This window comes from Rhodomicrobium sp. R_RK_3 (assembly GCF_002198715.1).
GTDB lineage: Bacteria > Pseudomonadota > Alphaproteobacteria > Rhizobiales > Rhodomicrobiaceae > R-RK-3.
Genome location: NZ_MWLK01000037.1, coordinates 37661 through 63786, shown reverse-complemented (window position 1 = coordinate 63786; position 26126 = coordinate 37661). Strand labels below are relative to the sequence as shown.

The 26126-nt window shown below is 65.6% G+C and carries 22 protein-coding genes and 1 pseudogene; 13 read left to right on the top strand and 10 right to left on the bottom strand.

Going from position 1 to position 26126, the window contains the following annotated elements; genetic code table 11:
- Positions 1-66 precede the first annotated feature (66 nt).
- The gene (mdh, locus tag BLEFHOIH_RS23845) at positions 67-1041 is read right to left on the bottom strand and encodes a malate dehydrogenase (RefSeq protein WP_088348557.1); all 975 of its coding nucleotides are present in this window, start codon (positions 1039-1041) and stop codon (positions 67-69) included.
- 311 nt (positions 1042-1352) lie between these two features.
- On the opposite strand from mdh, the gene BLEFHOIH_RS23840 reads away from it, so the two are divergent.
- The gene (locus BLEFHOIH_RS23840; RefSeq protein ID WP_088348556.1) at positions 1353-2120 is read left to right on the top strand and encodes a DUF1194 domain-containing protein; all 768 of its coding nucleotides are present in this window, start codon (positions 1353-1355) and stop codon (positions 2118-2120) included.
- 45 nt (positions 2121-2165) lie between these two features.
- Here BLEFHOIH_RS23840 and BLEFHOIH_RS23835 read toward each other — a convergent pair whose 3' ends face one another.
- Positions 2166-3443, bottom strand: coding sequence for a peptidoglycan-binding protein (locus BLEFHOIH_RS23835; protein WP_170937352.1), 1278 nt, complete (start codon positions 3441-3443; stop codon positions 2166-2168).
- 208 nt (positions 3444-3651) lie between these two features.
- On the opposite strand from BLEFHOIH_RS23835, the gene BLEFHOIH_RS23830 reads away from it, so the two are divergent.
- From BLEFHOIH_RS23830 to BLEFHOIH_RS23785, 11 genes and pseudogenes are all read left to right on the top strand, one after another.
- Entirely contained in the window at positions 3652-5199 is a 1548-nt protein-coding gene (locus tag BLEFHOIH_RS23830) for a Do family serine endopeptidase (protein WP_245297170.1), read from the top strand.
- A gap of 169 nt (positions 5200-5368) precedes the next feature.
- Entirely contained in the window at positions 5369-6049 is a 681-nt protein-coding gene (locus tag BLEFHOIH_RS23825) for a response regulator transcription factor (RefSeq protein WP_088348553.1), read from the top strand.
- Positions 6033-7451, top strand: coding sequence for an ATP-binding protein (locus BLEFHOIH_RS23820; protein ID WP_088348552.1), 1419 nt, complete (start codon positions 6033-6035; stop codon positions 7449-7451). The genes BLEFHOIH_RS23825 and BLEFHOIH_RS23820 overlap by 17 nt, the downstream gene beginning before the upstream one ends.
- 163 nt (positions 7452-7614) lie before the next feature.
- Positions 7615-8217 carry an energy-coupling factor transporter transmembrane protein EcfT gene (locus BLEFHOIH_RS23815; protein WP_088348551.1) on the top strand — a complete coding sequence of 201 codons (603 nt, stop codon included), beginning with the start codon at positions 7615-7617 and terminating at the stop codon, positions 8215-8217.
- Between the two features lie 15 nt (positions 8218-8232).
- Positions 8233-8799 carry a biotin transporter BioY gene (locus BLEFHOIH_RS23810; RefSeq protein ID WP_088348550.1) on the top strand — a complete coding sequence of 189 codons (567 nt, stop codon included), beginning with the start codon at positions 8233-8235 and terminating at the stop codon, positions 8797-8799.
- Positions 8796-10172: an AMP-binding protein gene (locus BLEFHOIH_RS23805; protein ID WP_088348549.1), complete on the top strand. Its 1377-nt coding sequence runs from the start codon at positions 8796-8798 to the stop codon at positions 10170-10172. Before BLEFHOIH_RS23810 ends, BLEFHOIH_RS23805 begins: the two co-directional genes overlap by 4 nt.
- Positions 10169-11320: a thiolase family protein gene (locus BLEFHOIH_RS23800; protein ID WP_088348548.1), complete on the top strand. Its 1152-nt coding sequence runs from the start codon at positions 10169-10171 to the stop codon at positions 11318-11320. The genes BLEFHOIH_RS23805 and BLEFHOIH_RS23800 overlap by 4 nt, the downstream gene beginning before the upstream one ends.
- Before the next feature lie 292 nt (positions 11321-11612).
- Positions 11613-12032 (top strand): annotated as a pseudogene (locus tag BLEFHOIH_RS27655) (RimK/LysX family protein); the annotation flags it as partial.
- Positions 12033-12104: 72 nt separating this feature from the next.
- Positions 12105-13022 (top strand): 30S ribosomal protein S6--L-glutamate ligase, encoded by a 918-nt coding sequence (gene rimK / locus BLEFHOIH_RS23795; protein ID WP_348626068.1) that lies wholly within the window; start codon positions 12105-12107, stop codon positions 13020-13022.
- A gap of 601 nt (positions 13023-13623) precedes the next feature.
- On the top strand, positions 13624-14754 hold the full coding sequence (locus BLEFHOIH_RS23790) for a cache domain-containing protein (RefSeq protein ID WP_088348546.1): 1131 nt from the start codon (positions 13624-13626) through the stop codon (positions 14752-14754).
- Positions 14751-16118, top strand: a complete 1368-nt coding sequence (locus BLEFHOIH_RS23785; RefSeq protein ID WP_088348545.1) for a hypothetical protein — start codon at positions 14751-14753, stop codon at positions 16116-16118. The genes BLEFHOIH_RS23790 and BLEFHOIH_RS23785 overlap by 4 nt, the downstream gene beginning before the upstream one ends.
- Before the next feature lie 11 nt (positions 16119-16129).
- Here BLEFHOIH_RS23785 and BLEFHOIH_RS23780 read toward each other — a convergent pair whose 3' ends face one another.
- Entirely contained in the window at positions 16130-17491 is a 1362-nt protein-coding gene (locus tag BLEFHOIH_RS23780; protein ID WP_088348544.1) for a cytochrome P450, read from the bottom strand.
- Between the two features lie 320 nt (positions 17492-17811).
- On the opposite strand from BLEFHOIH_RS23780, the gene BLEFHOIH_RS23775 reads away from it, so the two are divergent.
- The gene (locus BLEFHOIH_RS23775) at positions 17812-18660 is read left to right on the top strand and encodes a MipA/OmpV family protein (protein ID WP_088348543.1); all 849 of its coding nucleotides are present in this window, start codon (positions 17812-17814) and stop codon (positions 18658-18660) included.
- 211 nt (positions 18661-18871) lie between these two features.
- On the opposite strand, the gene ychF is transcribed toward BLEFHOIH_RS23775, so the two are convergent.
- The 7 genes from ychF to BLEFHOIH_RS23740 all read right to left on the bottom strand — a co-directional run bounded on the left by ychF (position 18872) and on the right by BLEFHOIH_RS23740 (position 26103).
- Entirely contained in the window at positions 18872-19969 is a 1098-nt protein-coding gene (gene ychF, locus BLEFHOIH_RS23770; protein WP_088348542.1) for a redox-regulated ATPase YchF, read from the bottom strand.
- Between the two features lie 132 nt (positions 19970-20101).
- Positions 20102-20971, bottom strand: coding sequence for an aminoacyl-tRNA hydrolase (pth, locus tag BLEFHOIH_RS23765; RefSeq protein WP_088348541.1), 870 nt, complete (start codon positions 20969-20971; stop codon positions 20102-20104).
- 46 nt (positions 20972-21017) lie between these two features.
- Complete coding sequence (locus BLEFHOIH_RS23760; RefSeq protein WP_088348540.1) at positions 21018-21641, bottom strand: 50S ribosomal protein L25/general stress protein Ctc; 624 nt, start codon at positions 21639-21641, stop codon at positions 21018-21020.
- Positions 21642-21778: 137 nt separating this feature from the next.
- A complete protein-coding gene (locus BLEFHOIH_RS23755; RefSeq protein ID WP_088348539.1) occupies positions 21779-22711 on the bottom strand; it encodes a ribose-phosphate pyrophosphokinase in 933 nt (310 codons plus the stop codon).
- 166 nt (positions 22712-22877) lie between these two features.
- Positions 22878-23822, bottom strand: coding sequence for a hypothetical protein (locus BLEFHOIH_RS23750; protein ID WP_088348538.1), 945 nt, complete (start codon positions 23820-23822; stop codon positions 22878-22880).
- 276 nt (positions 23823-24098) lie between these two features.
- Positions 24099-24863, bottom strand: coding sequence for a peptidoglycan editing factor PgeF (pgeF, locus tag BLEFHOIH_RS23745; protein WP_088348720.1), 765 nt, complete (start codon positions 24861-24863; stop codon positions 24099-24101).
- 130 nt (positions 24864-24993) lie between these two features.
- Positions 24994-26103 (bottom strand): SAM-dependent methyltransferase, encoded by a 1110-nt coding sequence (locus BLEFHOIH_RS23740; protein ID WP_088348537.1) that lies wholly within the window; start codon positions 26101-26103, stop codon positions 24994-24996.
- Positions 26104-26126 lie beyond the last annotated feature (23 nt).

The window sequence follows — 26126 nt, the reverse complement described above, 5'->3', positions numbered from 1 at the left end:
CGATATGGCGTCGTCTCTATGGTCAAGAGGCGCGGGAGTTTGGCTCCCGCGCCTCCTAAGTCATTGTTAGGATCCCAGCGTGGACAGGCCCGGCGCGATCCGCATGCAGGCCTCGACCAGCGACTGCACCGCGCCGACCGAGCGGGTGAATTCGGAGCGTTCCGACGAGTTCAGCTCGATCTCGACGACGCGCTCGACGCCCTTGGCGCCGATGACGACAGGCACGCCGATATAGAGCCCCTTCACACCGTATTCGCCGTTCAGATAGGCGGCGGCGGGCAGCACCCGCTTCTTATCCTTGAGGTAGGATTCCGCCATGGCGATGGCCGAGGCAGCCGGCGCGTAGAAGGCCGAGCCGCTCTTCAAGAGGCCGACGATCTCGGCGCCGCCGTCGCGGGTGCGCTGCAGGATTTCGTTCAGCCGCTCCTGGGTGATCCAGCGCATCTTGACGAGGTCGGTCAGCGGGATGCCGGCGACGGTCGAATAGCGCGGCAGCGGCACCATGGTGTCGCCATGGCCGCCCAGCACGAAGGCCGTGACGTCCTCGACCGAAACGTCGAATTCCTGCGCCAGGAAATAGCGGAAGCGGGAGCTGTCGAGCACGCCCGCCATGCCGACCACCATGTTGCGCGGCAGGCCGGAAATCCGGTGCAGCGCCCAAACCATGGCGTCGAGCGGGTTGGTGATGCAGATCACGAAAGCGTCGGGGGCGTATTTCTTGATGCCTGCGCCGACCTGCTCCATGACCTTGAGGTTAATTTCCAGAAGGTCGTCGCGGCTCATGCCGGGCTTGCGCGGCACGCCAGCGGTGACGATGACGACGTCGGCGCCCTGGATGTCCATATAGTCGTTGGTGCCGCGCAGATTGGCGTCGAAGCCGTCGACGGGCGAGGATTGGGCGATGTCCAGCGACTTTCCCTGCGGCATGCCCTCGAGGATGTCGAACATCACGACATCGCCGAGCTCCTTGAGGCCGATCAGATGCGCCAATGTGCCGCCGATCATGCCCGCGCCGATGAGCGCAATTTTTTTGCGCGCCATGAATCGCTCCTTCGAGTTGGTTGCGCTGGATTGTCGCTCGTGACTAACGCGAAAGGTCCAGGGCCGCAAGACAGCAGATAGGCGAAGCCCATCATTTGTGCCATGGCAGCCTTGCGCTGCCCAGCGAGGAGGCAAAAACCGCGCCGATTGGACGCGGCGGCCATTTGCCGCCCAGCAAAGCAAGGGATGCACGGCTGCGGTGAGCCGCCTGTCGTGAGCGGCGGGCGGGCTGGCACCCGAGTTGCATGGTCACTCACGCATAATGTGCTATCGTCGCGGAAGCAACGACATGATCAACCGGATTTTGGGGGATGCTCTTGCGCGTTCTGCTGTCGCTCTGCCTGTCCGCCATGGCCGCCGCCGCGACGCCCGCAGGGGCCGAGGATGTGGATATCGAGCTGGTCTTCCTCGCCGACAGTTCCGGCTCCATCGATAGCGCCGAAACCGCCTTCCAACGCCAGGGCCATGCCGAAGCGCTCAACCACCCCGACGTGCTCCGGGCCATCCGGCAGGGTCCGCTGCAGCGCATCGCAGTGACCTATGTGGAATGGGGCGATGCGCGCCATCAGGACGTCGTCGTGCCCTGGATGCTGATCGACGGTCCGGAGAGCGCCAAGGCGTTCGCTGCCGCCCTCGCCGCCGCGCCGAAACGGGCCTTCGGCTACAACGCCATCGGCAGCGCACTGGCCAGGGGCCGCGAACTCATTCAGGGTAACAGCTTTCGCGGCGCCCGGCTGGTGATGGACCTGTCCGGCGACAGCGCCAATAGCTGGGACGGCATCTCGATCCGCGAGGCGCGCGATACGGCGGTTGCCGCCGGCATCGTCATCAACGGCCTGCCGATCCTGTGCCGCGAGCCCGATTGCGGCGGCCGCCCGGTCGGCTATGACCTCGAGCGCGCCTTCGAGGAGCAGATCATTGGCGGCCCCGGCGCCTTCGTCGTCACCGCCAAGGACCGCGAGAGTTTCGAGCTCGCCGTCCGCCGCAAGCTGATCCTGGAAATCGCCGGCCTCACGCCTTCAGGGAAGACGCGGCTGGGATTTGCCCCTGGCCCGGCGGAGCCGGTTTCGCTGCGTTGATTGGCGACCAGCCAGACGCCTGGCAACGCCAGGGGTCTTTTTTACCTATCGGCTAAACGGATTGAACGGCCTCAGGTCCAGCGCCGGGCGGCGGGGGGCTTGCGCCTGCGTCGGTGTCGGCGGCGTGACTTGCGGCGGCGGCGTGGGGTCCGGCTGAGCCGGAGACACAACGCCGGTGCCGTTGCTGTAGGTGTGGGCCGACTTGATACGGTCCTCGCCGAAGCGGTGAAGCAGCGCCACCGTCGGCAGGCCCGTCGGCATCTGGCCGACCGAGCTTTCGAAGGCGATGATCGCCGAACGCGTCGCGCGTCCAAGCTGGCCGTCGAGCGTGCCGGTATAGAGCCCGCGGATGGTCAGCTCGCTTTGCAGGCGCACCATGTCCTCATGGCTGACGATCATGTCCGCGCCGGCGAGTTCAGGGATGACATGCGCGAAGGCGGTGCCGTTGACCGCCGTGTTGGCGATGATGTCCGGCGCCAGCCGCTTCACGACTTCGCCCTTCTTCAGCAGAATTCGGGTTCGCGTATAGGTCCCGACATTGATCGCCACGGCGACCGGCGCATTGGGCGGACCCGCCTCCATCAGGATCGGCGAGCCGGAGGATGCGCCGCCCGTATCGCAATTATGCAGCAGCAATTGCTCGTGGTCGATGAAGTGCTGCTTGATGAATTTCCAGCGAATTTGCTCGTAATCACGTTGAATGCGGCAGGGCATGGAATAAGCAAGCTGCCAATGCTTGTAATCCCAGTGATAGGCGATCTGGAAAATCTTGCCTTCTTCGGATCTTTTCATCAGCTCCGGGACGGGCCTGGTCTCGACTCGCAAGGCCCCGAAGCGGCAGATCGGGCGCTCCAGCTTCACCACGGCCCAGTCGCGCGGCGCCGAAAGCGGCGGTTCGTTGTTGAACGCGGTCGTGCCGACGGCGATGTAATGCTTGGTGAAGGCCGTGCGCCGCGCATAGATGCCGGCATTGAGCTGCATATTGCCGTAGCTCAGCCGGAAGGTGACCTCGCTGAGATCGGGCAGCCGGCCGTTCTTGGGCTGAAACAGGCAATGCGCCGCCGTGGCGATGACGTCCCGATCGACGCAAAAGGCCGTGCACAGCGTTTGCGTCGACTGCTCATAGAGCATGCCGATCTTGCCCTCGAGCGGGCTCATCGAATCGGGCAGGTCGCGCCGGTCATCGGTGCCGAAGATCGCCACCGGCACCAGCGCCGCTTCATCCCGCGAGGCCTCGCGGGAGGGCACTAGCGGCCCGGCGAGGGCGGCGTTCATCGTGGCTGCGCAGGCAACGATCTGACATAGGAGGACGATTACGCGCATGCCCCACCCCTGAAACGCTTGCATTCGCGCTCAGGTCCCCCCGGCCATGAAATCTGTCTAGTTCTCAAGTGCCAAAACCGACATTAACAAGTTGTAACCTGCCGGAAAGTTCCAGGTAACGCCACGGCGTCTATATTCTCCGTCACCACGTCTCTAGATGCAACAATTGAAAGGTGACGGGATGTCCATCCCCCAGAAAAATGATCAGGTGAGACCGGACAGCCGGCTCGCCAAGACCACCCGCGCCCGTGCGCTGGTCGCGGTCGGTTGCGCAGGCGCGCTGAGCCTCGCCTTTCTCGGTACGACAGGAACGGGCATTTTGCAAACGCAGCCCGCTTTCGCCCAGGACGCGGCGAACCGCGCTCCGGTCAGCTTCGCCGATGTGGCGCAGAAAGTGCGCCCGGCGGTGGTCAGCATCTTCACCAAGGGCACGGTCGCCGAAGGACCGAGCGGCGGCCCCGGTGGCGGCGGCGGCGGTGGGCGCGGCTTCAACTTCCCGGATCTTCCGCCCGAGCACCCGTTCCATGATTTCTTCGACCAGTTCAAGCGGAACATGCCGAACGATCAGCAGCAGCAGCGCCGTCCCGAGCGGGCGCAGGGCTCCGGCTTCCTGATCTCGGCCGATGGCTACGTCGTCACCAACCATCATGTGGTAGACAAGGCCTCTGAAATCTCGCTGACCTTCGAGAGCGACGAGAAATACACCGCCACCGTGGTCGGCACCGACCAGCGTACCGATATCGCTCTACTCAAGATTCAAGGCGATAAGAAGTTCACCAACTACCTCGAGTTCGCGACGGTCGAGCCGCGCGTCGGCGACTGGGTGCTGGCGGTCGGCAATCCGTTCGGCCTCGGCGGCACGGTCACGGCCGGCATCGTCTCGGCGGGTGGGCGCAGCATCGGCGCTGGACCTTATGACTTCCTGCAGATCGACGCGGCCGTGAACCGCGGCAATTCCGGCGGCCCCTCGGTCGACCTGAGCGGCAAGGTCATCGGCGTCAACACCGCGATCTACAGCCCGTCCGGCGGCAATGTCGGCATCGCCTTCGCCATTCCGGCGAAGCTCGCGCAGTCGGTGGTCGATCAGCTCAAGAGCTCCGGCAAGGTCAGCCGCGGCTGGCTGGGCGTCACCATCCAGGACGTCAGCGACGACATCGCCGAAAGCCTCGGCATGAAGGAAGCCAAGGGCGCGCTGATCACCAAGATCATGGATGACGGCCCCTCCGCCAAGACCGAGTTGAAGGTTCGCGACGTCGTCACCCGCGTCAATGGCGAAGCGGTCAACAATTCGCGCGATCTCGCCCGCAAGGTCGCCGAGCTGCAGCCGAACTCGCAGGCCAATCTGATCGTCGTCCGCGACGGCAAGGACACCCCGCTGACGATCAAGCTGGGCACCTTCCCGAGCTCGGACAAGCTCGCTTCGCTCGGCGAAGAGCGCAGCGGCCCCAATCAGGACCGCGGCGCGCCGATGAAGGAACTCGGGCTGACCATTTCGCCCGCCGCTGAAGTCGAAGGCGCCGGCGAAGACGGCGTCGCCGTTACCGAAGTCGATCCGACCTCGGAAGCGGCCGACAAGGGCCTCAAGGCCGGCGACGTGATCCTAGAGGTTGGCGGCAAGGCGGTGACCAAGCCGGCCGACGTCACCGAAGGCATCCGCGATGCGCGGACCAAGGGGCGCAAGGCCGTGCTGATGCAGGTCCGCTCGGACAACCAGTCGCGCTTCATTGCTCTGTCGCTGAACGCGCCTAAGAATTAGTTCGACGACGTGGTGGCGGCGGCGTGGCTCCTGACAATCCGGGTCACGCCGCCGCTTATGCATGCCCAGAAACGCAAGCTCTTATTGGTTATCCAACCAAAGCCTGATTAGACTGCGACGCGATCGCGCGGAATTTTTCCCCGCACCGGATAATTCGTGGAGACGCGCAATGCGCGTTCTTGTGGTTGAAGACGACGTCAAGGCCGCCTCCTATCTCGCGAACGCGCTCCGCGAGAGCGGTCATACGTCCGAACTCGCGACCGACGGCGAAACCGGGCTCGAACGCGCCCAGACCGACCAGTTCGACGTGCTGGTGCTCGACCGCATGCTGCCGCGCCGCGACGGCCTCTCCATCGTCGAAACCCTGCGCCGCGACGGCAACCGCACACCCGTCCTTATCCTCAGCGCGCTTGGCGCCGTTGATGACCGGGTCGCAGGTCTGCGCGCCGGCGGTGATGATTATCTGACCAAACCCTACGCTTTCTCCGAGCTGCTCGCCCGCATCGAGGCACTCGCCCGGCGCTCGTCGCCGGAGGAGGCCAGCCCCAAATATGTCGTCGGCGACCTCGTGCTCGACCGGCTCGCCCATAAGGTGATGCGCGGCGGCGAAGCCATTTTGCTGCAGCCGCGCGAATACCGGCTGCTCGAATATCTGATGAAGAATGCCGGACAGGTCGTCACCCGGACGATGCTGCTGGAGCATGTCTGGGACTATCATTTCGATCCGCAGACCAATGTCATCGACGTGCATATCTCCCGCCTGCGCGCCAAGATCGACAAGAACTATGAAAGGCCCTTGCTGCACACCGTGAGGGGGGCCGGATATATGATCCGTGACGGGGCTGATTAAATTATTGCGGACCACGGCGTTCCGCTACTCGCTGATCTATTTCGGCTTGTTCGCCGCGGCCGCCGCCGGCGCTGTCTTCTATATTTACTGGCAGACCAACGCCCTTCTCGGCGCCCAGATCGAGAGCGCTATCCAGGCTGAGATCGGCAGCCTCGACCAGCAATATAGGCAAGGCGGCATCGAGACGCTGAAGCGCGCGGTGGTCGACCGCAGCGAAACCCCCGGCAACAGCCTCTATCTGCTCGCCGACGCCGAGGGCCGGCATCTCGGCGGCAATCTGAAGGCCGTGAGCGAGGAGCTGTGGAATTCGACCGGCCGCGTCGCCTTCATCTACCGCCGCGCCTTGGATAACCGCGTCGAGGAACGCTATGCTTTCGCGGTGATCTTTCGCCTCGCCAATGGCTACCGGCTGGTGGTCGGACGCGACATCGAGGACCGCAGGCAATTTGGCGAACTGGTCCGCTCGGTGTTTCTCTGGACGCTCGCCGGCATGGCCATCGTCGGCCTGGGCGGCGGGCTCTTGGTCGGGCGCAGCCTGCTGCGGCGGGTGGAGAGCATGACCGAGACCACCCGCAACATCATGGCCGGGGACCTCTCCCGCCGCGTCCCCGTCAGCGGCAGCGACGACGAGTTCGACCGGCTGGCCGTCAGCCTCAACGAGATGCTGAAGCGCATCGAGGAATTGATCGCCGGCTTCAAGGAAGTCTCCGACAATATCGCGCACGATCTGAAGACGCCGCTCAGCCGGTTGCGCAACCGGGTCGAGACCGCCTTGCGCGAGCCCGCCGATCCGCAGACCTATCGCGACGCGCTGCAGGCGACCATCGAGGACGCCGACGAGCTGATCAAGACCTTCGACGCCCTGCTGAGCATCGCGCGGCTGGAATCGGGGGCGGCGCATCCCAATCTCGAGCGCTTCGACCTCGCCGCCGTCGTCACCGATGTCTGCGAGTTGTACGAGCCGCTGGCCGAGGAGCGCGGCATGGTGCTGGATTTGACGCCTGCGGCAGAGACCATCGTCGAGGGCAAGCGCGAGTTGATCGCGCAGGCGGTGGCCAACATTCTGGACAATGCGATTAAGTACGGCACGCCGGGCGATGGCAGCCCGGGCGCCAATGCGAAAACGATTTCGGTCAGCCTGGACCGGCAGCCGGAGCGTGCTGATATTGTGATCGGCGATCGTGGCCCCGGGGTCCCGCCGGAAGACCGGGAGCGGGTGTTCCGCCGCTTCGTCCGGCTGGAGGCGAGCCGGTCGCTGCCGGGGAGCGGCCTGGGCCTGAGCTTGGCGGCGGCGGTCGCGCGCCTGCATGGCGGTACGCTGACCCTGTCCGACAACGAGCCCGGCCTGAAGGCGACCCTGTCGCTGCGCCGCCTGGCCAGCGCCGCCGAGGGCGGGCGCTAGGGCCGAAAGCAATGGGCACCCCACCACACCCCCATTCGAAATCCCCGCGCAGGCGGGGATCCAGTAATCACAAACCCGGATCAGACTTCTGCCTAACCATTTGCGCTGCGGCCTACTGGATCCCCGCCTGCGCGGGGATTTCGAAGAAATTGGGCGGAGGCTGATGCTCGCGCTCTACATCCACCGCGGGTCGCCCATCCACCGGCTCGGCGCGGGCAGCAAGATCCTTGTCTCTATCGCCGGCAGCTTCGCCATCGTGCTGGTCAAGCCCCTGTGGCTCCTCGCCGGCATCCTCCTCGCCGTCGCCTCGCTCTACCCCGTCGCCCGCCTTCCCCTCCGCGCTATCGCCCGTGCCCTCAAGCCCGTCCTCCTCGTCACCGCCGCACTCTCCGCCCTGCAACTCGCCCTCGCCGGCCCCGCCGAAGCGGCCTCGACCGCTCTCCGCATCCTCTCCCTCGTCCTCCTCACCTCCCTCGTCACCCTGACCACCCGCCTCTCCGACATGCTCGACGTGCTGACCCGCGCCGCCCGTCCCCTCGCGGCGCTCGGCCTCAGCCCGCCGAAGCTCGCCCTGGCCGTCGGCCTCGCCATCCGCTTCATCCCGACGCTGCTCCAGGACCTGCAGGAAATCCAGCAGGCGCGGCTGGCCCGCCGCGCGCGCGGTCCCAGCCTCTTCGGCATCGGGCCGCTGATGGTCAAAATTCTCCGCATGACAGACGCGCTGGGAGACGCTATCGCTGCCAGAGGCTTCGACAACCGGAAATAGGCAGAGCCGGTCTCCATGCGTATCCAAGACGTTGCGTTCATTGCGCTTTTCGCGGCCGTCACGGCGCTGCTCGGCCTCGTCCCGCGCATCGACCTCGCCTTCATCCCGGTCCCGATCACCGCACAGAGCCTCGGCCCCATGCTGGCCGGATCGATCATAGGCGCGCGGCGCGGGGCGCTGTCGCAAGTTCTGTTTCTGCTGCTGGTCGCCGCCGGATTGCCGCTGCTGGCGGGCGGGCGCGGCGGCCTCGGCGTCTTCGTCGGGCCGAGCGCCGGGTTCCTGATCGGCTTTCCCTTCACCGCGCTGGCCATCGGGCTTTTGACCGAGCGTTTTTGGGCCGGCCTGAATTTTTGGAAATCGCTCGCCATCCACCTGTTTGGCGGCATCGTCGTTATTCATGCCTTCGGCATTCCGGTCTTCGCTTATGTCGGCGGCCTGTCGCTGATCGACGCGACGATCGCCACGGCGGTGTTCGCGCCGGGCGGCGTGGTGAAATCGCTGATCGCGGCCTGGGTGACGATGTTCGTCAAGCGCGGCTACCCGGTCATCGCGCCGGGCGCCAGCCCCGCGGAGCAGCCATGAGCGGCACAACGCTCTTCACGCTGTTGGAGAGTGCCGCCGCCTCGGCGGGCGACGCACCTGCGGTAATCGCGCGAGGGCGGGCGACGTCCTTTGCCGAGTTCCGGGCCAATGTCGCCGCGCGCGCCTCCCGGCTTCTCGGCCATCTCGAACGGCCCGGCGCGGTGGCGATCCTAGCGCGGGACGGGGAGCATTTGCTCGAAGCCTTCTTCGCCTGCGCCGCCATCGGGCGACCGGCCATGCCGCTCGATCCCGATCTGCCGCCCGGCGGGCTGGATCGGCTGCGCGCGCGCTATCCGATTGCCGCCGTTCTCAACGACGCCGACGCGCCGGAGATCGGCACGCCGCGCCCCTTGCCGCCCGTCGAGGACAGCGTTGAATTCTACTGGGGGCTCACTTCCGGCACGACGGGCGAGCCCAAACTCTTCGCCCGCTCGCACGCCTCCTGGATCGCCAGTTTCGAGGCGGCCGAAAGCGTCTTTCCCTTCCCGCCGCGATCCCGCGTCCTGATCCCCGGCCCGCTGCACCAATCGCTGTTTCTGTACGGCGCTGTTCACGCGTTGTGCCGTGGGCACGCCGTCCTCGTCCCGGGGCCGCAATTCCGTACCAGCCGCCTCGCCGACGCGATCGCCAGCGCCACGCACCTCTACGCCGTCCCTTTCATGCTCGCCGAGATGGCGGACGCCGAACTGCCCGCCCCCAATCTGCGAACCATCTTCTGCGGCGGCGCGAAACTGCCCGGCGCGCTTCGGCAGCGTTGCGAGCGCATCTGGCCCGCTGACCTCGTCGAATTCTACGGGGCGTCGGAAACCAGCTTCGTGAGCTTCCATTCCACCAGCCGCCCCGCCAATGACGGCTCCGTCGGCTGGCCCTTCCCCGGCGTGGGCGTCGAGATGCGCGGCAGGGAAGGCCAGATCTTCATCGCCAGCCCGATGCTGTTTTCGCGCTATGTCGGCGAGCCGCTTGCCGGGCCATCGGTCAGCGTCGGCGACACGGGGTTTCTCGACGAGCAAGGCGCGCTGCATCTCACCGGACGCATCAATCGGATCATCAATTCCAAGGCGCTGAAGCTGCGCCCGGAAGCCATCGAGGCGGCGCTGCTGGAACTGCCGGAAATCCACCGTGCGGCAGTCGTTGAAATGCCGGACGCGACGCGCGGCTCCGTCGCCGCCGCCGCCATCGAATTCATTGCAGGCGTGCATCTCCCGCGGAAAAGCCTGTCGGCGCATTGCCGGATGAAACTCGGCGCGAAATACGCCCCGAGCCTCTATTACGCCGCCGACCGCCTGCCGCTCACCCGCAGCGGCAAGCTCGCCGTCGCCGACATCCGCGCCGCGCTGCTGTCGGGCGATCCGGCCTTCCGGCCCCTGCAATGAGCCCCCGCCGCGCCATCGTCATCGCCGCGCGGCGCACCGCCATCGGCAAGCTCGGCGGTATCCACCGCGCGCGCCCGCTCGAGGCTCTCGCCGCGCCGGTCGTGCAAGCGGTCCTCGCCGATGCCGGCCTCTCCCCTGGCGCCATCGACGAACTCATTCTCGGCAACGCGGTCGGCGGCGGCGGCAACCCGGCGCGCCTGATCGCTCTCGCCGCAGGATTGCCGGAATCCGTCCCCGCTTTGACCATAGACCGGCAATGCGCCTCCGGCCTCGACGCCATTATCCAGGGCGCCCGCCTGATCGAATCCGGCGCGGCCGATGCCGTCATCGCGGGCGGCGCCGAATCCGCCTCCACCGCCCCCTGGCGCATCGCCAAGCCTGCCAACCTCTATTCGGCCCTGCCGCAATTCTATTCCCAGCCGTCCTTCGCGCCCGCCTCAACCGGCGATCCCGGCATGATCGAAGCCGCCGAAAACGTCGCCCGCGAATTCGGCATCGGCCGCCAGCGCCAGGACGCCTTCGCCCTGGAGAGCCACCGCCGCGCCGCCCGGGCCGAAGCCTCCGGCATCCTCGCCGCCGAAATCGTCCCCCTCGGCGCGGACGCCCGCGATGAAGGTCCGCGGCCCTCACTGACCGAAACTCTGCTCGCCCGAATGCCGCCGCTCACCGGCCCCGAGGGCACCGTCACCGCCGGAAATTCCTGCCAGATCAACGATGCCGCCGCGCTGACCGTCATCGTCTCGGACGATCTTCACCGCCGGCTCGGCTCGCCGCCCGGCCTCGTCTTCGACCGCGCCGCCTCGGCGGGCGTCGCCCCCCGCATCCTCGGCTTCGCCGCCATGCCCGCCTTCCGCAAGCTCGGCATCGCGGCCGGCGGCGTCGGAGCCGTCGAGCTGAACGAAGCCTTCGCCGCCCAGGCGCTGGCTACCATCGACGTGCTAAAACTGTCTGCCGAAATCGTGAACACGCTCGGCGGCGCCCTCGCCTATGGCCATCCCTATGGCGCGAGCGGCGCGATCCTCGTCATACGTCTCTTCACGCGTCTGTGCCGAAACGCACAGGATGCAACGCCAGAAAGTGCTATCGCCATGGTTGCAGCAGCAGGCGGCTTGGGCGTTGCCGCAATTTTTCACGCAATATCTAGCTAAAACCTTGTTACATCGCAAAATCGTCACATCTTCAGATTACGTTCATAAAGGGCATTCATCGAGAGCCCGTTCGGATAGGCAGCTTTCCAGACTGGCACTCGGGCGCGCTTCGCAGTCTTATCCACCGCGATCCAAGGATGGCAGTGGACAGCGTTAAAATCTTTCTTTTGTAGCCGGCGGCGTTGAACTTAACGTCCAACCAGCGCGTTCTGAGTCGCGTGAAAAGCACCGACGGACGCGGCATTGGTCGTTCCCGAATCGGTCGCAACGCCCAGGCTGTGGATATTGGTGAATGGATCGTCCGATGGATAAATTGGTTCTGGGTTGGCGCGAATGGGTTTCCATGCCGCAACTCGGGCTGCCGGCGATCAGGGCCAAGATCGATACGGGCGCGCGCACATCCGCGCTGCACGCCTTCGCCATCGAGACCTTCGGCCCCGAGCATCAGCCCAAGGTGCGGTTCGGCGTGCATCCGGTCGAGGATCGCGACGATATCGAGGTCTGGTGCACCGCTAAGGTCGTCGACCGCCGCCAGGTCATCAGCTCGAACGGCCAGTCGGAGATGCGCTACATCATCCGCACGCCGGTGAAGGTCGGCGATCGCGAATGGCCGATCGAAATCTCGCTCTCCAATCGCGAGACCATGGCGCACCGGATGCTGCTCGGCCGCACCGCGCTGGAGCCGCAGGAAGCGGTGGTCGAGCCCTGGTCCGAGTATAAGCAGGGCCGGCTCAATTTCGACGTCTACAAGGGCAAGGTCGGCCAGCCGCCGGTGCATCGGCCGCTGCGCATCGCGCTGCTCACCATGGAGCCGGACAATTATTCCAACCGGCGCTTCATCGAGGCCGCCGAGTCGCGCGACCATGTCATCGAGCAGGTGCGCACCGCGCGCTGCTACATGAACATCAACACGCTGGCCAGCACCGTCCATTACGACGGCACCGTGCTGCCCTATTTCGACGCCGTGATCCCGCGCATCGGCTCCTCGATCACCGCCTACGGCACCGCCGTGGTGCGCCAGTTCGAGATGACCGGCGCCTATTGCCTGAACTCGGCAACCGCCATTAACAATTCGCGCGACAAGCTGCTCGGCCATCAGCTCATGGCGATGAGCAGCCTGCCGATGCCGGTCACCGCCTTCGCCAGTTCGCCCGACGACACCGACGACCTGATCGCCATGGTCGGCGGCCCGCCGCTGGTGGTGAAGCTGCTATGCAGCTCGCAGGGCAAGGGCGTGGTGCTGGCCGAGAACAAGAAGTCGGCGCAGTCGGTGATCGACGCCTTCCGCAACGCTGAGGCTAATTTCCTCGTGCAGCAGTTCATCGCCGACGCCGCCGGCCAGGACATCCGCTGTATCGTGCTCGACGGCAAGGTCATCGCCACCATGCGGCGCCAGGCGCCGTCCGACGATTTCCGGGCCAACCTGCATAAGGGCGGCTCGGCGCATGAGGTGAAGATCACCTCGGAGGAGCGCAAGCTGGTGGTGAAGGCGGCCCGCGTGATGGGCCTGAAATTCGCAGGCGTCGATCTTCTGCGCTCGTCGAAAGGGCCGCTGCTGCTGGAGGTGAACTCCTCCCCCGGCCTCGAAGGCATCGAGAAGACCACCCGCATCGACATTGCCGGTCATGTGATGGACTTCATCGAGACGCAGACCTTTCAATCGCGCGCCAGAATCCGGCGGCCGACAGTGGCGGCGGCCTGAGGCGCAAACGCGACCCGTCCGGCCCGAACTACGACCGTCAGGCGGCCTGATGTGCGGCGTAACTCCCCCTCGGCCCTCCCAGGGGGAGCGAAAAATCCGGTTACAACGGCAACAGCTCCGACTCGGCGGGAGAGCGGTCCAATCCGGCGCGAAACGCCATTTCGGCCGGTGGCTGCGGCTGAGCAAATCAGCGAATCCGTCGGCTGCGGTCGCGCCGTAACTCACGAAAATCAAAGCCATTTTCAACCGTTCGCTACAGGGCGAGTGAGTCTGACCGATCAAGACGGATCGGCCTGCATGCTTAAGCCGAGCAGAACCCCCTCGCGCGGCGCTGGCGAAATGCGGCCTTTATGGGGCCATCGCAGCCGTTTACGCCTGCCCGGCCAGATCCCTTGCGAGCCGGCGTCACATGCACGCCAAAATCCTGCGCTGGATGGAAGGCATTCTAGGAGCGTGGACAAGGACGGGGTGGTCCGATGGCCTACTCGCGCAATCGGGATGTCGCGATCGAGCGAATGGAACCCGCCCCGGCGGATGCTCGGCGGCGGACTCCTGAAGCCCAGCCCCCGATCCCGCCCTGCCTTGCGCGCCAGAGGCCCTCATGAGATTCCGGAAGAGCGCGCCCCGCGCGCTGATCGTGGTGGCGGCCCTCGTCATCGCGGGGCTGACTTGCGGCGCCAACACGCTGTTCGGCAGCATGACGTCGGCCGTCGAGCGGAGCCAGATCGACCTCATGCGGGCGATCATCGCCTTCAACCTGGAAGGCACCGCCACCAACGCGCTGGCGCGGGCGGAAATGACGGCGGCCGATCCCCTGGTGCGTAAGCTCCTCGCCGCGCAGGACAGGCCGGGGCTGCTCGCCCATACCCAGGCGATGTTCAACGAACAGCGCGACAAATATGGCGTCGACCAGGTGCAGTTCCACCTCGCGCCTGCCACCTCCTTCCTGCGCCTGCAGAACCCTGTCCTGTTCAGCGACGATCTGAGCCGCTACCGGCCGGTGGTGGTCGCGGTCAACCGCGAGCACGTGGCGCGCAAGGGCATCGAAATCGCGCGCACCGGGCCCGCCATTTTCGGCGTCGCGCCGATCCGCGACCTGGATAGCAATCACGTCGGCAGCGTCGAATTCGGCATGGATTTCGGCGCCCTGCTCGACCGGCTGAAGGCGGCCTATGGGCTGGAGCTGACCCTGTTCATCGACGAGGTGCCCCTGCGCAGTTTCGCGAACGGCATCCGCCCCGGCGTCATCACCGAACAAAATCGCGTCGGCCAGACCATGCGGCTCCAGTCCACCAACTGGACGCTGATGAGCCAACTGGTCAACGGTGAGGATCTGCGCATCCATGACGAGCCGCGCGACTGGGTCCGCAAGGCGGGCGGCATCCCCTATGGCGTGGTGCTACAGCCGCTGCGCAACAGCCCGGGCGAGACGCTCGGCGCCATCGTCATCGCCCGCAGCTTCGAGGCGACACGCGGCGCGGCGGGGCGCACGACCGTGCTGCAATGGCTCTTCGCGCTGTTCGGCTTTCTGCTGGTCGCCGGGACGATCTTGATCGTGATCCGGGGCTGGCTGGTGCGGCCGCTCGAGGCGATCTCTGCGCGTTTTGCCAGCGTCGGGAGAGGCGAGAGGCCAAAGGAGGATGAGGACGACCGGTTCCTATCCGCCGAGATGGCCGCGCTGGCGGCGGAGCATCGGCGCATCGCCGATCTGATCGATGGGACGACGCGATGAGGCGGTTCCTTCCCCTGCTGCTGGCCGCGCTGGCGGCGGCAGCGCCCGCCTTTGCCCAGGCGCCGCGCTCCCTGACCGAGCCGAGCTTCGACAGCCGTCCGGCCTTTCCCCCGGTTCCGCCCCGCGCGCCCGCCGAAATCCGCCCGCAACAGGCCCCGGCCGAGACCGCCACGGCGCAAGCGCCCGCGCCCGTCCAGGCCCCCCTCGAAGCGGGAACGCTGTGGCCGCTGCCCGAACGCCCGGTCGAGGACGCCCCGGCCGCCCCGGTCGAAGCGCCGGCGCCGCTGCCGGCCGAAAATGGCCCCCCACAGAGCCCCGCGCCGCCGCAAGCCCATCCAGACGCGCAGGCGCCGCGCGCGCTGACCGCGTTGCCGGTCGATAGCGGCCTGCCGCTGGTCGTCCGCGCCGCGCTGGCTTTCGTCGATGTCGAGGCGATCGACGAGAACAAGGAGATTTTCGCCGGGACGGTCGACCTGCGGCTCTCCTGGCTCGATGCACGCCTGCGTTATCCCGCCGAGGAGGCGCCGATCGGCTATCATGAGTGGCGCGGCGAGGCGGCGACGGCGCGGCTGGCCAAGATCTGGAGCCCGAAGGTCGGCCTGGCAAATCTGCGCGGCGAACCGACCCGGGAAAGCCGCAGCCTCCGGCTCTATCCGGATGGACGGCTGGAATTGCTGCGCCGGGTCGCGGGCACCTTCGGCTCACCGCTCAATGTCGAGCAATTTCCCTTCGACCGTCAGCAATTGCGGGCCGAACTGGTCTCGCTGGAGGAGACCGCCGACAAGGTCATGCTCGACTACCGGCAGGACGACCTGCTGTTCAGCCGAGCCGATCCCGACATCCAGATCGGCGGCTGGACCGTCGGCGCGGTCAACCTGACCCGCGACCCGCTCGCCGGCTGGTACGGCGAGAGCTATTCCCGGCTGCGCGTGGCGCTGGAGGTCGACCGGCGGGCGATCGAGACGGTTCCGGCCCTGTTCGTGCCACTGCTCGCCTCGCTGCTGATCCCGCTGCTGGCGATCTGGCTCAACCGCTCGAATAACGGCCAGTTCGAGATCAAGTCCTTCGAACTCACCAACATCGTCATCGGCGGCCTGTTCGCGGTGATCGCCCTGAACTTCACCATCAATTCGGAGCGCACGATTTTGGCGTCGAGCGCCAACACCGTGTCCCTGCTGTTCGGACTCAACTATGTCGCGCTGGCCGCGGCGCTGGTCATCAATGTCTGCCTGTTCCGCTTCAACGTAGTGCGGGTGCTGGCCGGCCGGCACGTCCAGCACGAGACCTTCAGCTACATCACCTGGGCGCTGCCGATCGCCATCGCGGCCACCGCTCTGGCGCTGATCCTGATCGCCGCCGCCTGAGACGCAGGCGCTTAGGCCAGCGCCCGGATCCGGAACGGCAATTGCCCCTTCTCCGGCGTCAGCGTGACGGTCGCGCTGATGCCGGCGGGCGTCTCGCCGACATATTCCGGGCGGAAGCGGCGCAGCAATTGCGTCAGCGCCAGCGTGTTTTCGACCAGCGATAGCGCCCCACCGATACAGGACCGCTTGCCCGCGCCGAAGGGCAGGTAGGAATATTTCGCCCGCTTGGTGGCGTTCTCCGGCGAGAAGCGGTCCGGGTCGAAATGGTCGGGGTTCTCCCAATATTTCGGGTGGTGGTGCACGATATAGGCGCACATCACCATCTTGTCGCCGGGCCGCACCTTATGGCCGCCGATCTCATCCTCGGCAACGGCCTGGCGGATGAAGCTCCAGATCGGTGGGTAGAGCCGCATCGTCTCCTGGATCACGGCGCGCGTGTAGCTGAGGCCGTGAACGTCCTCCCAGGTCGGCACGCGGTCGCCATAGGTCTCCTCGCCCTCGCGGCGGATGCGGTCGGCGACTTCGGGGTGCAGATGCAGCAGGTAGAACGCCCAGGCGAGCGTCAGCGCCGTCGTTTCGGTGCCGGCCCAGAGATATTGCTTCATCTCGTCGATGATCTGCGCCTCGGTGAATTCGGGCCGGGCCGGATCGGCCGCCGCTTCCTGCATCATCGACAGCAGCGTCGTGCCGCGCTCCGCATTGCGCGCCGGCGCCGCCAGCACGCCGCTCGGCACCGACAGCCATTTCAGGATCGCGTCGGCGGCGGCTTCCTCGGGCGAGACTTCGGCCGCGCCATTGACCTTCTTCATCCGGATAGAGCTGTGATGGCCCACGTCGGTATAAGTCTTCACCGCGCGAAAAATCACCTGCGGGTTGAACGGCACCTCGCGGTTGAACAGCGCCTTGCAGATCATGCTGGCGGCGAGGCCCCAGGTCTCCTCCAGCAAGTTCAGCGTCTCGCCGGTCTGGGCGAAGCGCTCCCATTCCTGGGTCTTGTCCTTCACCGAGGACAGCAGATACGGCAGATACTCCGTGAACATTTTTGGCGTGAAGGCCGGCTGCTGCGGCATCCGGATCTTTTGCCAGAGCGCGCCGTCGATGGTGATCATCGAATTGCCGAAGATCGGGCGCAGGCCGTCGAAATATTTGGCGTATTTGTCGGCGCCCTTGACCATCACCTGCTCGAAATACTGCACATCGCTCAGAAAGAAGATGCGCTCGTCCTTCAGGTTGATCGGCACGCAGCCGCCATAGCGGTCGTTCAGCCGCATCAGCACCTGCATCGGATGCGTTTCCTTGGTGAGCAGGCCGAGCTTGAACCAGACGCTTTCGGCTTCGCCGAGCGATTGCACATGCGTGTGCGCGATATCCATCGATGCCCCTTTCGAGCGACCGCTCTTGCCGGTGGCGGTGCTCGCTGATCGCCGGGAAATTATGTGATGTGGCGGCTTTCGCGCCGCGCTTCATGCCGTTACTTAGCACCGCGCCGCGCGAAGTGTCCAGCCGCAGGGGGGTCTATGGCCGCCGCATCCAGGCTGTTCGCATAATGCAATCATCGCCTGTGCTTACGAAGCATCACTCGGGAATTGATTGGCCGTCTCCGCACCCGTTCGGCGGAACAAAACTTTACCCTAAGTGACTAATCAGGCTATGAAACACATAAGGCACTACCGCGCAGCAATTCGGGGGAATCATGCGCTCGGCTAAAATCTCACTGAAAGCGCTGGCGATTTGCGCCCCGATTTTCGGGGCGGCGAATATCGCGGCGGCGGCGGATCTCGGCGGTTCTTATAAGGATGGCGGCGATCCGGCGGGCGATTATTCGATCGAATCGCTGAAGGTCGGCGGCATCTTGATCGTGAAGCCCAAATATGAGGGCTCCAAGGAATACGACGTTATCGGCTTTCCCTACATCCTGCCGAGCTTTTCCGGCACGCCTGGGTTCTTCAGCCGCATCGATGCGCGCGGGCTGGACGATGTCCGCTTCAAGGTGATCGATCGCGACGGCTTCGTCGCCGGACCGCTGGCCGGCTACAATCTCGGCCGCGACGAGGATGACGGCGACCGGCTCGAAGGGCTCGGCGATATCGATGGCGGCGTGGTGGTCGGCGGCTTCGTGGGCTATCGCTGGAACGCGCTGCTGTTTGACGTCTCCTATCACCAGATCCTCGGCGACAGCGACGGCTACGAGATCCGCTTCGGCGTCGAAAGCGAGCGCAAGATCACCGACCGCGTGACGCTGACCGGCCGCGTCGGCGCCACCTATGCCGATGACAGCTACATGCAGGATTTCTTCGGCGTCAGCGAGGCGCAGTCGGCGAACTCCGAGGCCGGTCTGCAGGCGTTCGATGCCGAGGCAGGGTTCAAGGACGTCTATGCCCAGGTCGGCATCAAGGCCGATCTCGACGAGCGCTGGTCGGCGCAGGCGAGCCTGCGCTACAGCCGCCTGCTCGGCGACGCGGCGGACAGCCCGGTGACGGAGTCCGAGGACCAGTTCATGGGCCTGTTCGGGCTGGCCTACAAGTTCAACGTCGACAAGTAAGCGCGGGGGCGCTGATAAGGGCGATGGGAAGAACGGCCCGCTTCGGCGGGCCGTTTTGCGTTTGAGGCGTGGGTTATCTTGACGCCGGCCTCTCCTCCGTCGTCCCGGACGACGCGCGGCGGCGAGCCGGGACCCGTCCTGGATCCGCGATCGCTGCGGCAAGAGGCGATGCGAATGGACCCCGGCTCTGACAGCCGGGGCGACGGAATGATCAATTCGCGAAGCGGAAATGCATGATGTCGCCGTCGTGCACGGTGTATTCCTTACCTTCGAGGCGCATGCGCCCGGCATCCTTGGCACCGGATTCGCCGGAATGGCGGATGAAATCGTCGTAGGCGATGGTTTCCGCGCGGATGAAGCCTTTTTCGAAATCCGTATGGATGACGCCTGCCGCCTGCGGCGCGAGCGTGCCCTTGCGCACCGTCCAGGCGCGGGATTCCTTCGGGCCGGCGGTGAAATAGGTGATCAGGTCGAGCAGTTGATAACCCGCGCGGATCAGCCGGTTCAGCCCCGGCTCGGTCAGGTTCAAGCTCTCCAGATACATCTGGCGCTCATCCGGCGGAAGCTGCGCCAGCTCCGCCTCGATCTTGGCCGAGATCACCACCGACACCGCACCCTCGGCCTTCGCCTTCTCCTCGACACGCTGCGAATAGGCATTGCCGGTCGCGGCGGCGCTCTCATCGACATTGCAGACATAGAGCACCGGCTTCGAGGTCAGCAATTGCAGCATGCGGAAGCGGCCGCGGTCCTCCGGCTCGATCTTGGCAAGGCGGGCGGCTTTGCCGTCGCTGAGCACAGCCAGCGCGGCGTCGATGACGACCAGCGTCGCCTTGGCGTCCTTGTCCTGGCCCTTGGCCTTTTTCTCAACGGCAACGCGGCGCTTCTCCAGGCTGTCGAGATCGGCGAGCATCAGCTCGGTCTCGACCGTCTCGGCATCGGAGAGCGGATCGACGCGGCCTTCGACATGGGTGACGTCCTCGTCGTCGAAGCAGCGCAGCACATAGGCAATGGCGTCGACCTCGCGGATATTGGCGAGGAACTGGTTGCCGAGACCTTCGCCCTTGGACGCGCCTTTGACGAGCCCGGCGATGTCGACGAAGGTTAGGCGCGTCGGCAGGATCTGCGCGGATTTGGCGATGGCGGCGATCTTGTCGAGACGCTCATCCGGGACGGGCACGTCGCCGACATTGGGCTCGATGGTGCAGAACGGATAGTTCGCGGCTTCGGCGGCAGCCGTCTGCGTCAGCGCGTTGAACAAGGTGGATTTGCCGACATTGGGCAATCCGACGATCCCGCATTTAAAACCCATCGAAATTCATCTTTCTTCAAAGCCATCGGAAACCCGCGCGCCGCCGAGGGGAGGCGCTGAGTTTCCGCTGAGTGCTTGTCCAATGTTTCCTGCCGGTCCGCAAGCCGGATAAGGCGCTTGCCGGGCGTTGGACTAATTGCGCCGCAGCCAGGCCACCAGCTTCGCGCCGAGCGAGGTCTCCGGTTGCGGCGCCCGGCCGGCGCCTGCAAAGGCCGGCTCACGCTTCGGCTCGGCCTTCTTGGGTGCCGGTTGGGCGGGCTTCGGTGCCGGTGCGGCCGCGACAGGCTCCGCCTGAGCGGGCGTCGGCACGGAGGCGGCGGTAACGGGCTCGACGGATGGCGGAGCGGCCTCGGGCGGTTCCGGCTTCGCCGCTGGCGCCGCTGCAACGACGGGCGCGGGCTTCGCTGCGGGCGCCGCCTTCGGCTTCTCGGTCACGGGGCGGCCCGCACGGGCAACTTCGTTCATGAACTTGGCGTCATTGCCGCCGACCAGATGCGCCGCGCCTTGCCCGATGGCGGTCAGCAGCGGCTCCAGCCATTCGCGATCCGCTTTGGCGAAATCATGCAGCACATAGCCCGCGACCGCCTCGCGATTGCCGGGATGGCCGACGCCAATACGCACACGCTGATAATCGTTGCCGATATGGGCCGAGATCGATTTCAGCCCATTATGCCCGGCATGGCCGCCGCCGAACTTCACCCGGATCTTGCCGGGCTCAAGGTCGATCTCGTCATGCAGCACGATCACATCGGCGGGCGACATCTTGTAGAAGCGCACCGCCTCGCTGACCGAGCGGCCGGACTCGTTCATATAAGTGCCGGGCTTGAGCAGCAGGTAGCGGGTGCGGCCGATATCGATCTCGGCCGCAAGCCCCTGGAAACGCTTGCGCCATTGCGCACCGCCATGCCGCTCGGCGATGGCGTCGACCGCCATGAAGCCGACATTATGCCGGTTACGCTCGTATTTCTCGCCTGGATTCCCCAGACCGACCAAGACCTTCATGGCGCGCCCGCTCAATTCCCAACTCCCCCATTGGCAAAGACCGGACTTATTCTGACGCCTCAGCCTCGTCGCTGGCAACCCCTTCTTCGGCCTCGGGTTTCATCGCCGAGGAGGTGGCAATGGTGGCGATGGTGAAGTCGCGGTCGGCGATCGTCGGGGTGACATTCGCGGGGAGCGTAACAGCCGAAATATGCACGCTGTCGCCGATATCAAGCCCGGCGAGGCTGATCTCGATGGACTCCGGGATGGCGTCAGCCGGGCAGCTCAGCTCGACCGTGTGGCGGACGATGTTCAAAACGCCGCCGCGCTTCAGGCCGGGAGACTTTTCCTCGTCCGTGAACTGCACCATGACTTCGACGTCCAGGCGCGAGGACTTGCTGACGCGCAGGAAATCGACATGCAGCGGGAAGTCGCGCACCGGGTCGAGCTGGATGGCGCGCGGAATGACGCGGATCTTCTCGCCCTCGATGTCGAGCATGTAGACGGTGGACAGGAAATGGCCGGTCTCGAGCTGGCGCCAAACCATCTTGCGCTCAATGGCGATCGACTGCGGCTGCTTGTTGCCGCCATAGACGATACCGGGGATGATCTCATCCTTGCGCATTTTCCGGGCGGCCGTGGAGCCCGTCGTGTCCCTGTTCTTGGCCCGTAATTCGAGCATTTCTGCCATCGGTTGTCTCCGGAATGAAAATGGGCCCGGTCAGGCCCAATCAGGCGCGGCGGCGGGCGCGCTCAAATGCCGCCATAATCTCGCGTCGCTTTATAGACGGAAAGGTCGGCGAACTCAATCGCCTCGCAACCACGTTGTCAATCAAAAAGGCTGGAAACCGATTCTTCCTTGGCCGTACGTGCTATCGCCTCACCGATCAGCGGCGCGACGGTGAGGAATTCGATGTTCGGCGTGGCGCGCGTCGTGTCCTTGGCGAGGATGGAGTCGGTGATGACAAGCGCCTTCAGCGCGGAATTGCGCACCCGCGTTTCGGCGCCTGGCGAGAGCACGCCGTGGGTGATGTAGGCGTAGACTTCCTTGGCGCCGCGCTCCATCAGCGCGTCGGCGGCGTTGACCAGCGTGCCGCCTGAATCGACGATGTCGTCGATGAAGATGCAGGTGCGGCCCGAGACATTGCCGATGACGCTGACGACTTCGGACTCGCCCGGCCGCTCGCGGCGCTTGTCGACGATGGCGAGCGGCGCGCCGATACGCTGGGCGACATTGCGCGCCCGCACCACGCCGCCGACGTCAGGCGAGACGACCGTGACGCCATTGGCGTCGAAGCGCTCCTTGATGGCGCGGACGATGACCGGCGCGGCGAAGAGATTGTCAGTCGGGATGTCGAAGAAGCCCTGGATCTGGCCGGCGTGCAGGTCGAGGGTGAGCACGCGGTCGGCGCCGGAGCGGGCGATCAGATTGGCGACCAGCTTGGCCGAGATCGGCGTGCGCGGTCCGACTTTGCGGTCCTGGCGGGCATAGCCGAAATAGGGGATCACCGCCGTGACGCGGCGCGCCGAGGCGCGCTTCAGAGCGTCGATGATGATCAGCAGCTCCATGAGATTGTCATTGGCGGGATAGGAGGTCGACTGCAGGACGAAGACGTCCTCGCCGCGCACATTCTCCTGGATCTCGACGAAGATCTCCATGTCGGCGAAGCGCCGGCAGACGCTTTGGGTCTGGGCGATGCCGAGATAGTCGGCGATGGCAGCGGATAGCGGCAGGTTGCTATTGCCGGAGACGAGTTTCATGCGAGAAAGCCTTCGCTTGGAGCATGATAATGCAAAAAACCGGCGCGCTAGGGTCCGATTATCTGGGCAGATGCTGAGTGATGTTCCACACAAGAACGGCCCGCTTTTAGCAGCGAGCCGTTCTTATGTAAACTGTATTGCCGAACAATAGGTTCGAATAAGCTGCCTAAGTCGCGGGCTTGATCAGCTTGGCGACGCTTCTTGCCGCTTCACCGGCTGCAAGCTCGGCCACCTGGCCCCAAGTGCCGTCGAGCGAGCCCTCAGGTACCTTGTTGCGCTGCACGACCGCCTTTTCCATGGTCTTGCCGGACGGATCGACCACGAGCCAGCGGATGGTGATCGGCTGCTGCCCGCTCTCCGCCGTGCCGAGCTGGACCGAACCGCGCACCGTATAGGCCGTCGGATCGTCGCTCTCGACCAGCTTGACGCCGGCCTGCTGCAGATGGCGCCGCATGGCCGAGGTCAGCGATGCCTGACCGTCACCCGGAGCGCCCGTCACCGGAGGCACCACCGCGATCGGAACGCCCGCATTCGCGCTCGGTGCCGCGGCCGGTTCCGCCGTCTGCGCCGACAGCACATTGGCGACGGGCTGAGCGGCGGCCTGGCGCGGCTGGCCGCCCTGAGCCGGAGCGGTGTTTTCGGTTGCATTGCCGGTCGACGCGGTGGTCCCGGCCGACGGCATCCAGGCCACGATCTGCTCGGTGGTCTTGGCGGCGATGCGCTGCATCGCGGCGTCGTCGACCAGCGTCCAGGGATCGCCGCCCTTCTTGCCTTCGATCAGTTCGTCGCCCTGCAGCCGCTTGGCGCGCTTGCCGGACTTATCCGTGACGTCCCAGATATAGGAGAGCTTGGTGCCCTTGGGGTCGGCGGCGGCGACGAGATAGCCGCGGATCGTATATTCGGCATCCTTGGACGCAACCACCGGGATGCCTTGCTGGCCGGCGGATGCGACCAGCAGCTCATTCATCTTCGACGAGACCTTCGCCGGAGCGCCGATAACCGGCGCAAAAGCGATCGGCTTTGCTTGCGCTTGCTGGGGCTGCTGCGGCGAGGTCAAGGCGCTGGCGACGGGGTCGCCGGAGCCGCTCGAACTGGTTTCGCAGCCAGCCAAAAATAAAGCGATTAAGCCCCCCAAAAGAGGCAACGCGACACGTCTCGCTCCGCAACGTGCCGTCTTGACGGTAACGCGCGTCACTGGTGAAGCTCCTCTAAGATTCATTGCCTCGCGCTCCAAAGGTCGATTTTGAGAATCGCGCGATGCTGCGCCGTTTCCACAGGGCAATGCGTAACCCCAAATCAAAGGATGCGTCCAGACACGTTCGAGCGCGCAAGACAAGCATCAACAGCATAACGGCGGGAAAAAGCCCCTGAAAGCCCCTTATCCACATCACATAATAACAATGGCGGAAATTTGGCGGCCATAATCGGGCTCCTTGCGGTGGACGGACCGGCGATAACTGTAGAAGAGCGAATCATCAGCGTAGGTGCATAGGCCGAGATTTTCGACCGAGGCGACGCCCGCCGCGAGGGCGCGGTCGTAGCAGAAGCCGGTGAGGTCGAAATGCCGGCGGCCGCTCTCGCCGCGCGGCGCAAAATAGCGGCTGTTATCCGCGTTGTCATCGGTGAAGGCCGCCTGGAATTCCGGGCCAACCTCGTAGGCGGCTTGCGAGATGGCCGGGCCGATGGCGACGCAGATACGCTCGCGCTTGGCGCCGAGCCCTTCCATCGCCCCGATAGCTGAATCGATCACCCCGGCTTTCGCGCCCCGCCAGCCGGCATGGGCCGCGCCGACCACACGCGCCTCGGCGTCGGCGAACAGCAGTGGCGTGCAATCCGCCGAGAGCACGCCGATGGCAAGGCCCGGCGTCGCCGTGACGATGGCGTCGGCCTTCGGCGCATTGGCCGGCGACCAGGGCGCGTCGGCGACAATGGCGTCCCTGCCGTGCACCTGATAGACGGTGATGAGCCGGTCCGGCACGGTGCCGAGCTTGGCCGCGACGAGCGCCCTGTTGCCGATGACCTTGCACGGGTCGTCGCTCGAGCCCAGGCCGCAATTGAGCGATGCATAAATCCCCTCGGAGACGCCTCCCTGCCGCGTGAAAAATCCGTGGCGGATGCCGGTTTGCTCCTTGAGAAGATCGCTGACGATCATCGGACTGCCCATCTCCTTTGCCGATCCGAGCGGGACGCTGTTCAAGCGTCGCCGCCGCGCCGCCGCATGCTGAGAGGATTAAACACGATTTTCTTGCCAAAATGCAGGCGGAACGCTGTCGAAATGGCAGCTATCCGCGCAGCGCAGGTCTGGCCTCGAACGGCGCGGGCGGCGGCAGGTCGCGGCTGGTCATCGCCATCACCTTGAACAGATTGCCCATCTGGAAGGGGTCGACCAGACGCCGGGCGCCGAGGAACAGCGCCGAGCGCTGCTCCCCTCTAGCGGCGGACATCAGCACCCGCAGCCGCGCCTCCAGCCCCAGCGACAGCAGGAATTCGCTCTGCGGCATCGGCCCCCAGACATTCAGACCGGCCGATTCGGCGGCGTGGGTCAGCTCGGCGAAATTGACATGGGCGCTCAGATCGGTCTCGCCCGGCGCTTCGAGCGGATTGGCATAGCCGTGCGTGCGGACCGCCTGCAGCGTGTCGCCATAATCGCGGCGCTCATAGCCGTAATCGGCGACCAGCACGGCGACCGGCGCGGATTGCGCGCGGCGTCCGAATTCGGCGATCAGCGCGGATGCGGAGGGCCGGTGCTCGAGGATGTCGCCCTCGCGCGGCGGCTCCGGAGGCATGAGTTCCACCGGCGGAACGGCGAGGCGCCCCGTCGAGAACGCCGGACGCCCGGCGGCGTTCAGCGAGACGACGCGCCGATGCCAGCTTCCCTTCTCGAACACATGCTGCTCGACCGGTAGCGCGTCGAAAAACTCATTGGCGATGACGATCAGCGGCTCATGCGGCACGGCCTGCACGGTCTGATGCCAGTTCGGCGCGCAAAAGGCGGACAAGACCTGCTGCTGCTTGGCGCGCAGGGCCTCGGAGGTCTCAACCAGATGGATTTGCGCCGCATCGATGAAGCCGGGCATGGCGCGGGCGGCGCGCAGCGCGTCCTGCATCAGCGTGCCGCGCCCCGGTCCCAGTTCGGCGAGGTTGAACGGCCGGGGCATCCCCATCGACTGCCAGACCGTATAGGCCCAGATGGCGATCAGCTCGCCGAAGATCTGGCTGACTTCCGGCGCGGTGACGAAATCGCCGCTCGCGCCGATCGGGTTGCCGCTGCGGTAATAGGCGGCCTCGCTGCCGGTCAGGCACCAGGCCATGTAATCGCCGACACTCATCGGCCCACGCTCGGCGAGGTGGTTTTTGAGGCTATCGATGGGAGAGCGGCCAATCTCGTCCATCAGAGCTCCGTCGTGACATAGTC

Excerpts from the sequence above, each read along its gene's own strand:
- mdh (WP_088348557.1), bottom strand. The coding sequence starts at position 1,041 with ATGGCGCGCAAAAAAATTGCGCTCATCGGCGCGGGCATGATCGGCGGC.
- BLEFHOIH_RS23840 (WP_088348556.1), top strand. The coding sequence starts at position 1,353 with ATGCTCTTGCGCGTTCTGCTGTCGCTCTGCCTGTCCGCCATGGCCGCC.
- BLEFHOIH_RS23835 (WP_170937352.1), bottom strand. The coding sequence starts at position 3,443 with ATGCGCGTAATCGTCCTCCTATGTCAGATCGTTGCCTGCGCAGCCACG.
- BLEFHOIH_RS23825 (WP_088348553.1), top strand. The coding sequence starts at position 5,369 with ATGCGCGTTCTTGTGGTTGAAGACGACGTCAAGGCCGCCTCCTATCTC.
- BLEFHOIH_RS23815 (WP_088348551.1), top strand. The coding sequence starts at position 7,615 with ATGCTCGCGCTCTACATCCACCGCGGGTCGCCCATCCACCGGCTCGGC.
- BLEFHOIH_RS23810 (WP_088348550.1), top strand. The coding sequence starts at position 8,233 with ATGCGTATCCAAGACGTTGCGTTCATTGCGCTTTTCGCGGCCGTCACG.
- BLEFHOIH_RS23805 (WP_088348549.1), top strand. The coding sequence starts at position 8,796 with ATGAGCGGCACAACGCTCTTCACGCTGTTGGAGAGTGCCGCCGCCTCG.
- BLEFHOIH_RS23800 (WP_088348548.1), top strand. The coding sequence starts at position 10,169 with ATGAGCCCCCGCCGCGCCATCGTCATCGCCGCGCGGCGCACCGCCATC.
- BLEFHOIH_RS23790 (WP_088348546.1), top strand. The coding sequence starts at position 13,624 with ATGAGATTCCGGAAGAGCGCGCCCCGCGCGCTGATCGTGGTGGCGGCC.
- BLEFHOIH_RS23785 (WP_088348545.1), top strand. The coding sequence starts at position 14,751 with ATGAGGCGGTTCCTTCCCCTGCTGCTGGCCGCGCTGGCGGCGGCAGCG.
- BLEFHOIH_RS23780 (WP_088348544.1), bottom strand. The coding sequence starts at position 17,491 with ATGGATATCGCGCACACGCATGTGCAATCGCTCGGCGAAGCCGAAAGC.
- BLEFHOIH_RS23775 (WP_088348543.1), top strand. The coding sequence starts at position 17,812 with ATGCGCTCGGCTAAAATCTCACTGAAAGCGCTGGCGATTTGCGCCCCG.
- ychF (WP_088348542.1), bottom strand. The coding sequence starts at position 19,969 with ATGGGTTTTAAATGCGGGATCGTCGGATTGCCCAATGTCGGCAAATCC.
- pth (WP_088348541.1), bottom strand. The coding sequence starts at position 20,971 with ATGAAGGTCTTGGTCGGTCTGGGGAATCCAGGCGAGAAATACGAGCGT.
- BLEFHOIH_RS23760 (WP_088348540.1), bottom strand. The coding sequence starts at position 21,641 with ATGGCAGAAATGCTCGAATTACGGGCCAAGAACAGGGACACGACGGGC.
- BLEFHOIH_RS23755 (WP_088348539.1), bottom strand. The coding sequence starts at position 22,711 with ATGAAACTCGTCTCCGGCAATAGCAACCTGCCGCTATCCGCTGCCATC.
- pgeF (WP_088348720.1), bottom strand. The coding sequence starts at position 24,863 with ATGATCGTCAGCGATCTTCTCAAGGAGCAAACCGGCATCCGCCACGGA.
- BLEFHOIH_RS23740 (WP_088348537.1), bottom strand. The coding sequence starts at position 26,103 with ATGGACGAGATTGGCCGCTCTCCCATCGATAGCCTCAAAAACCACCTC.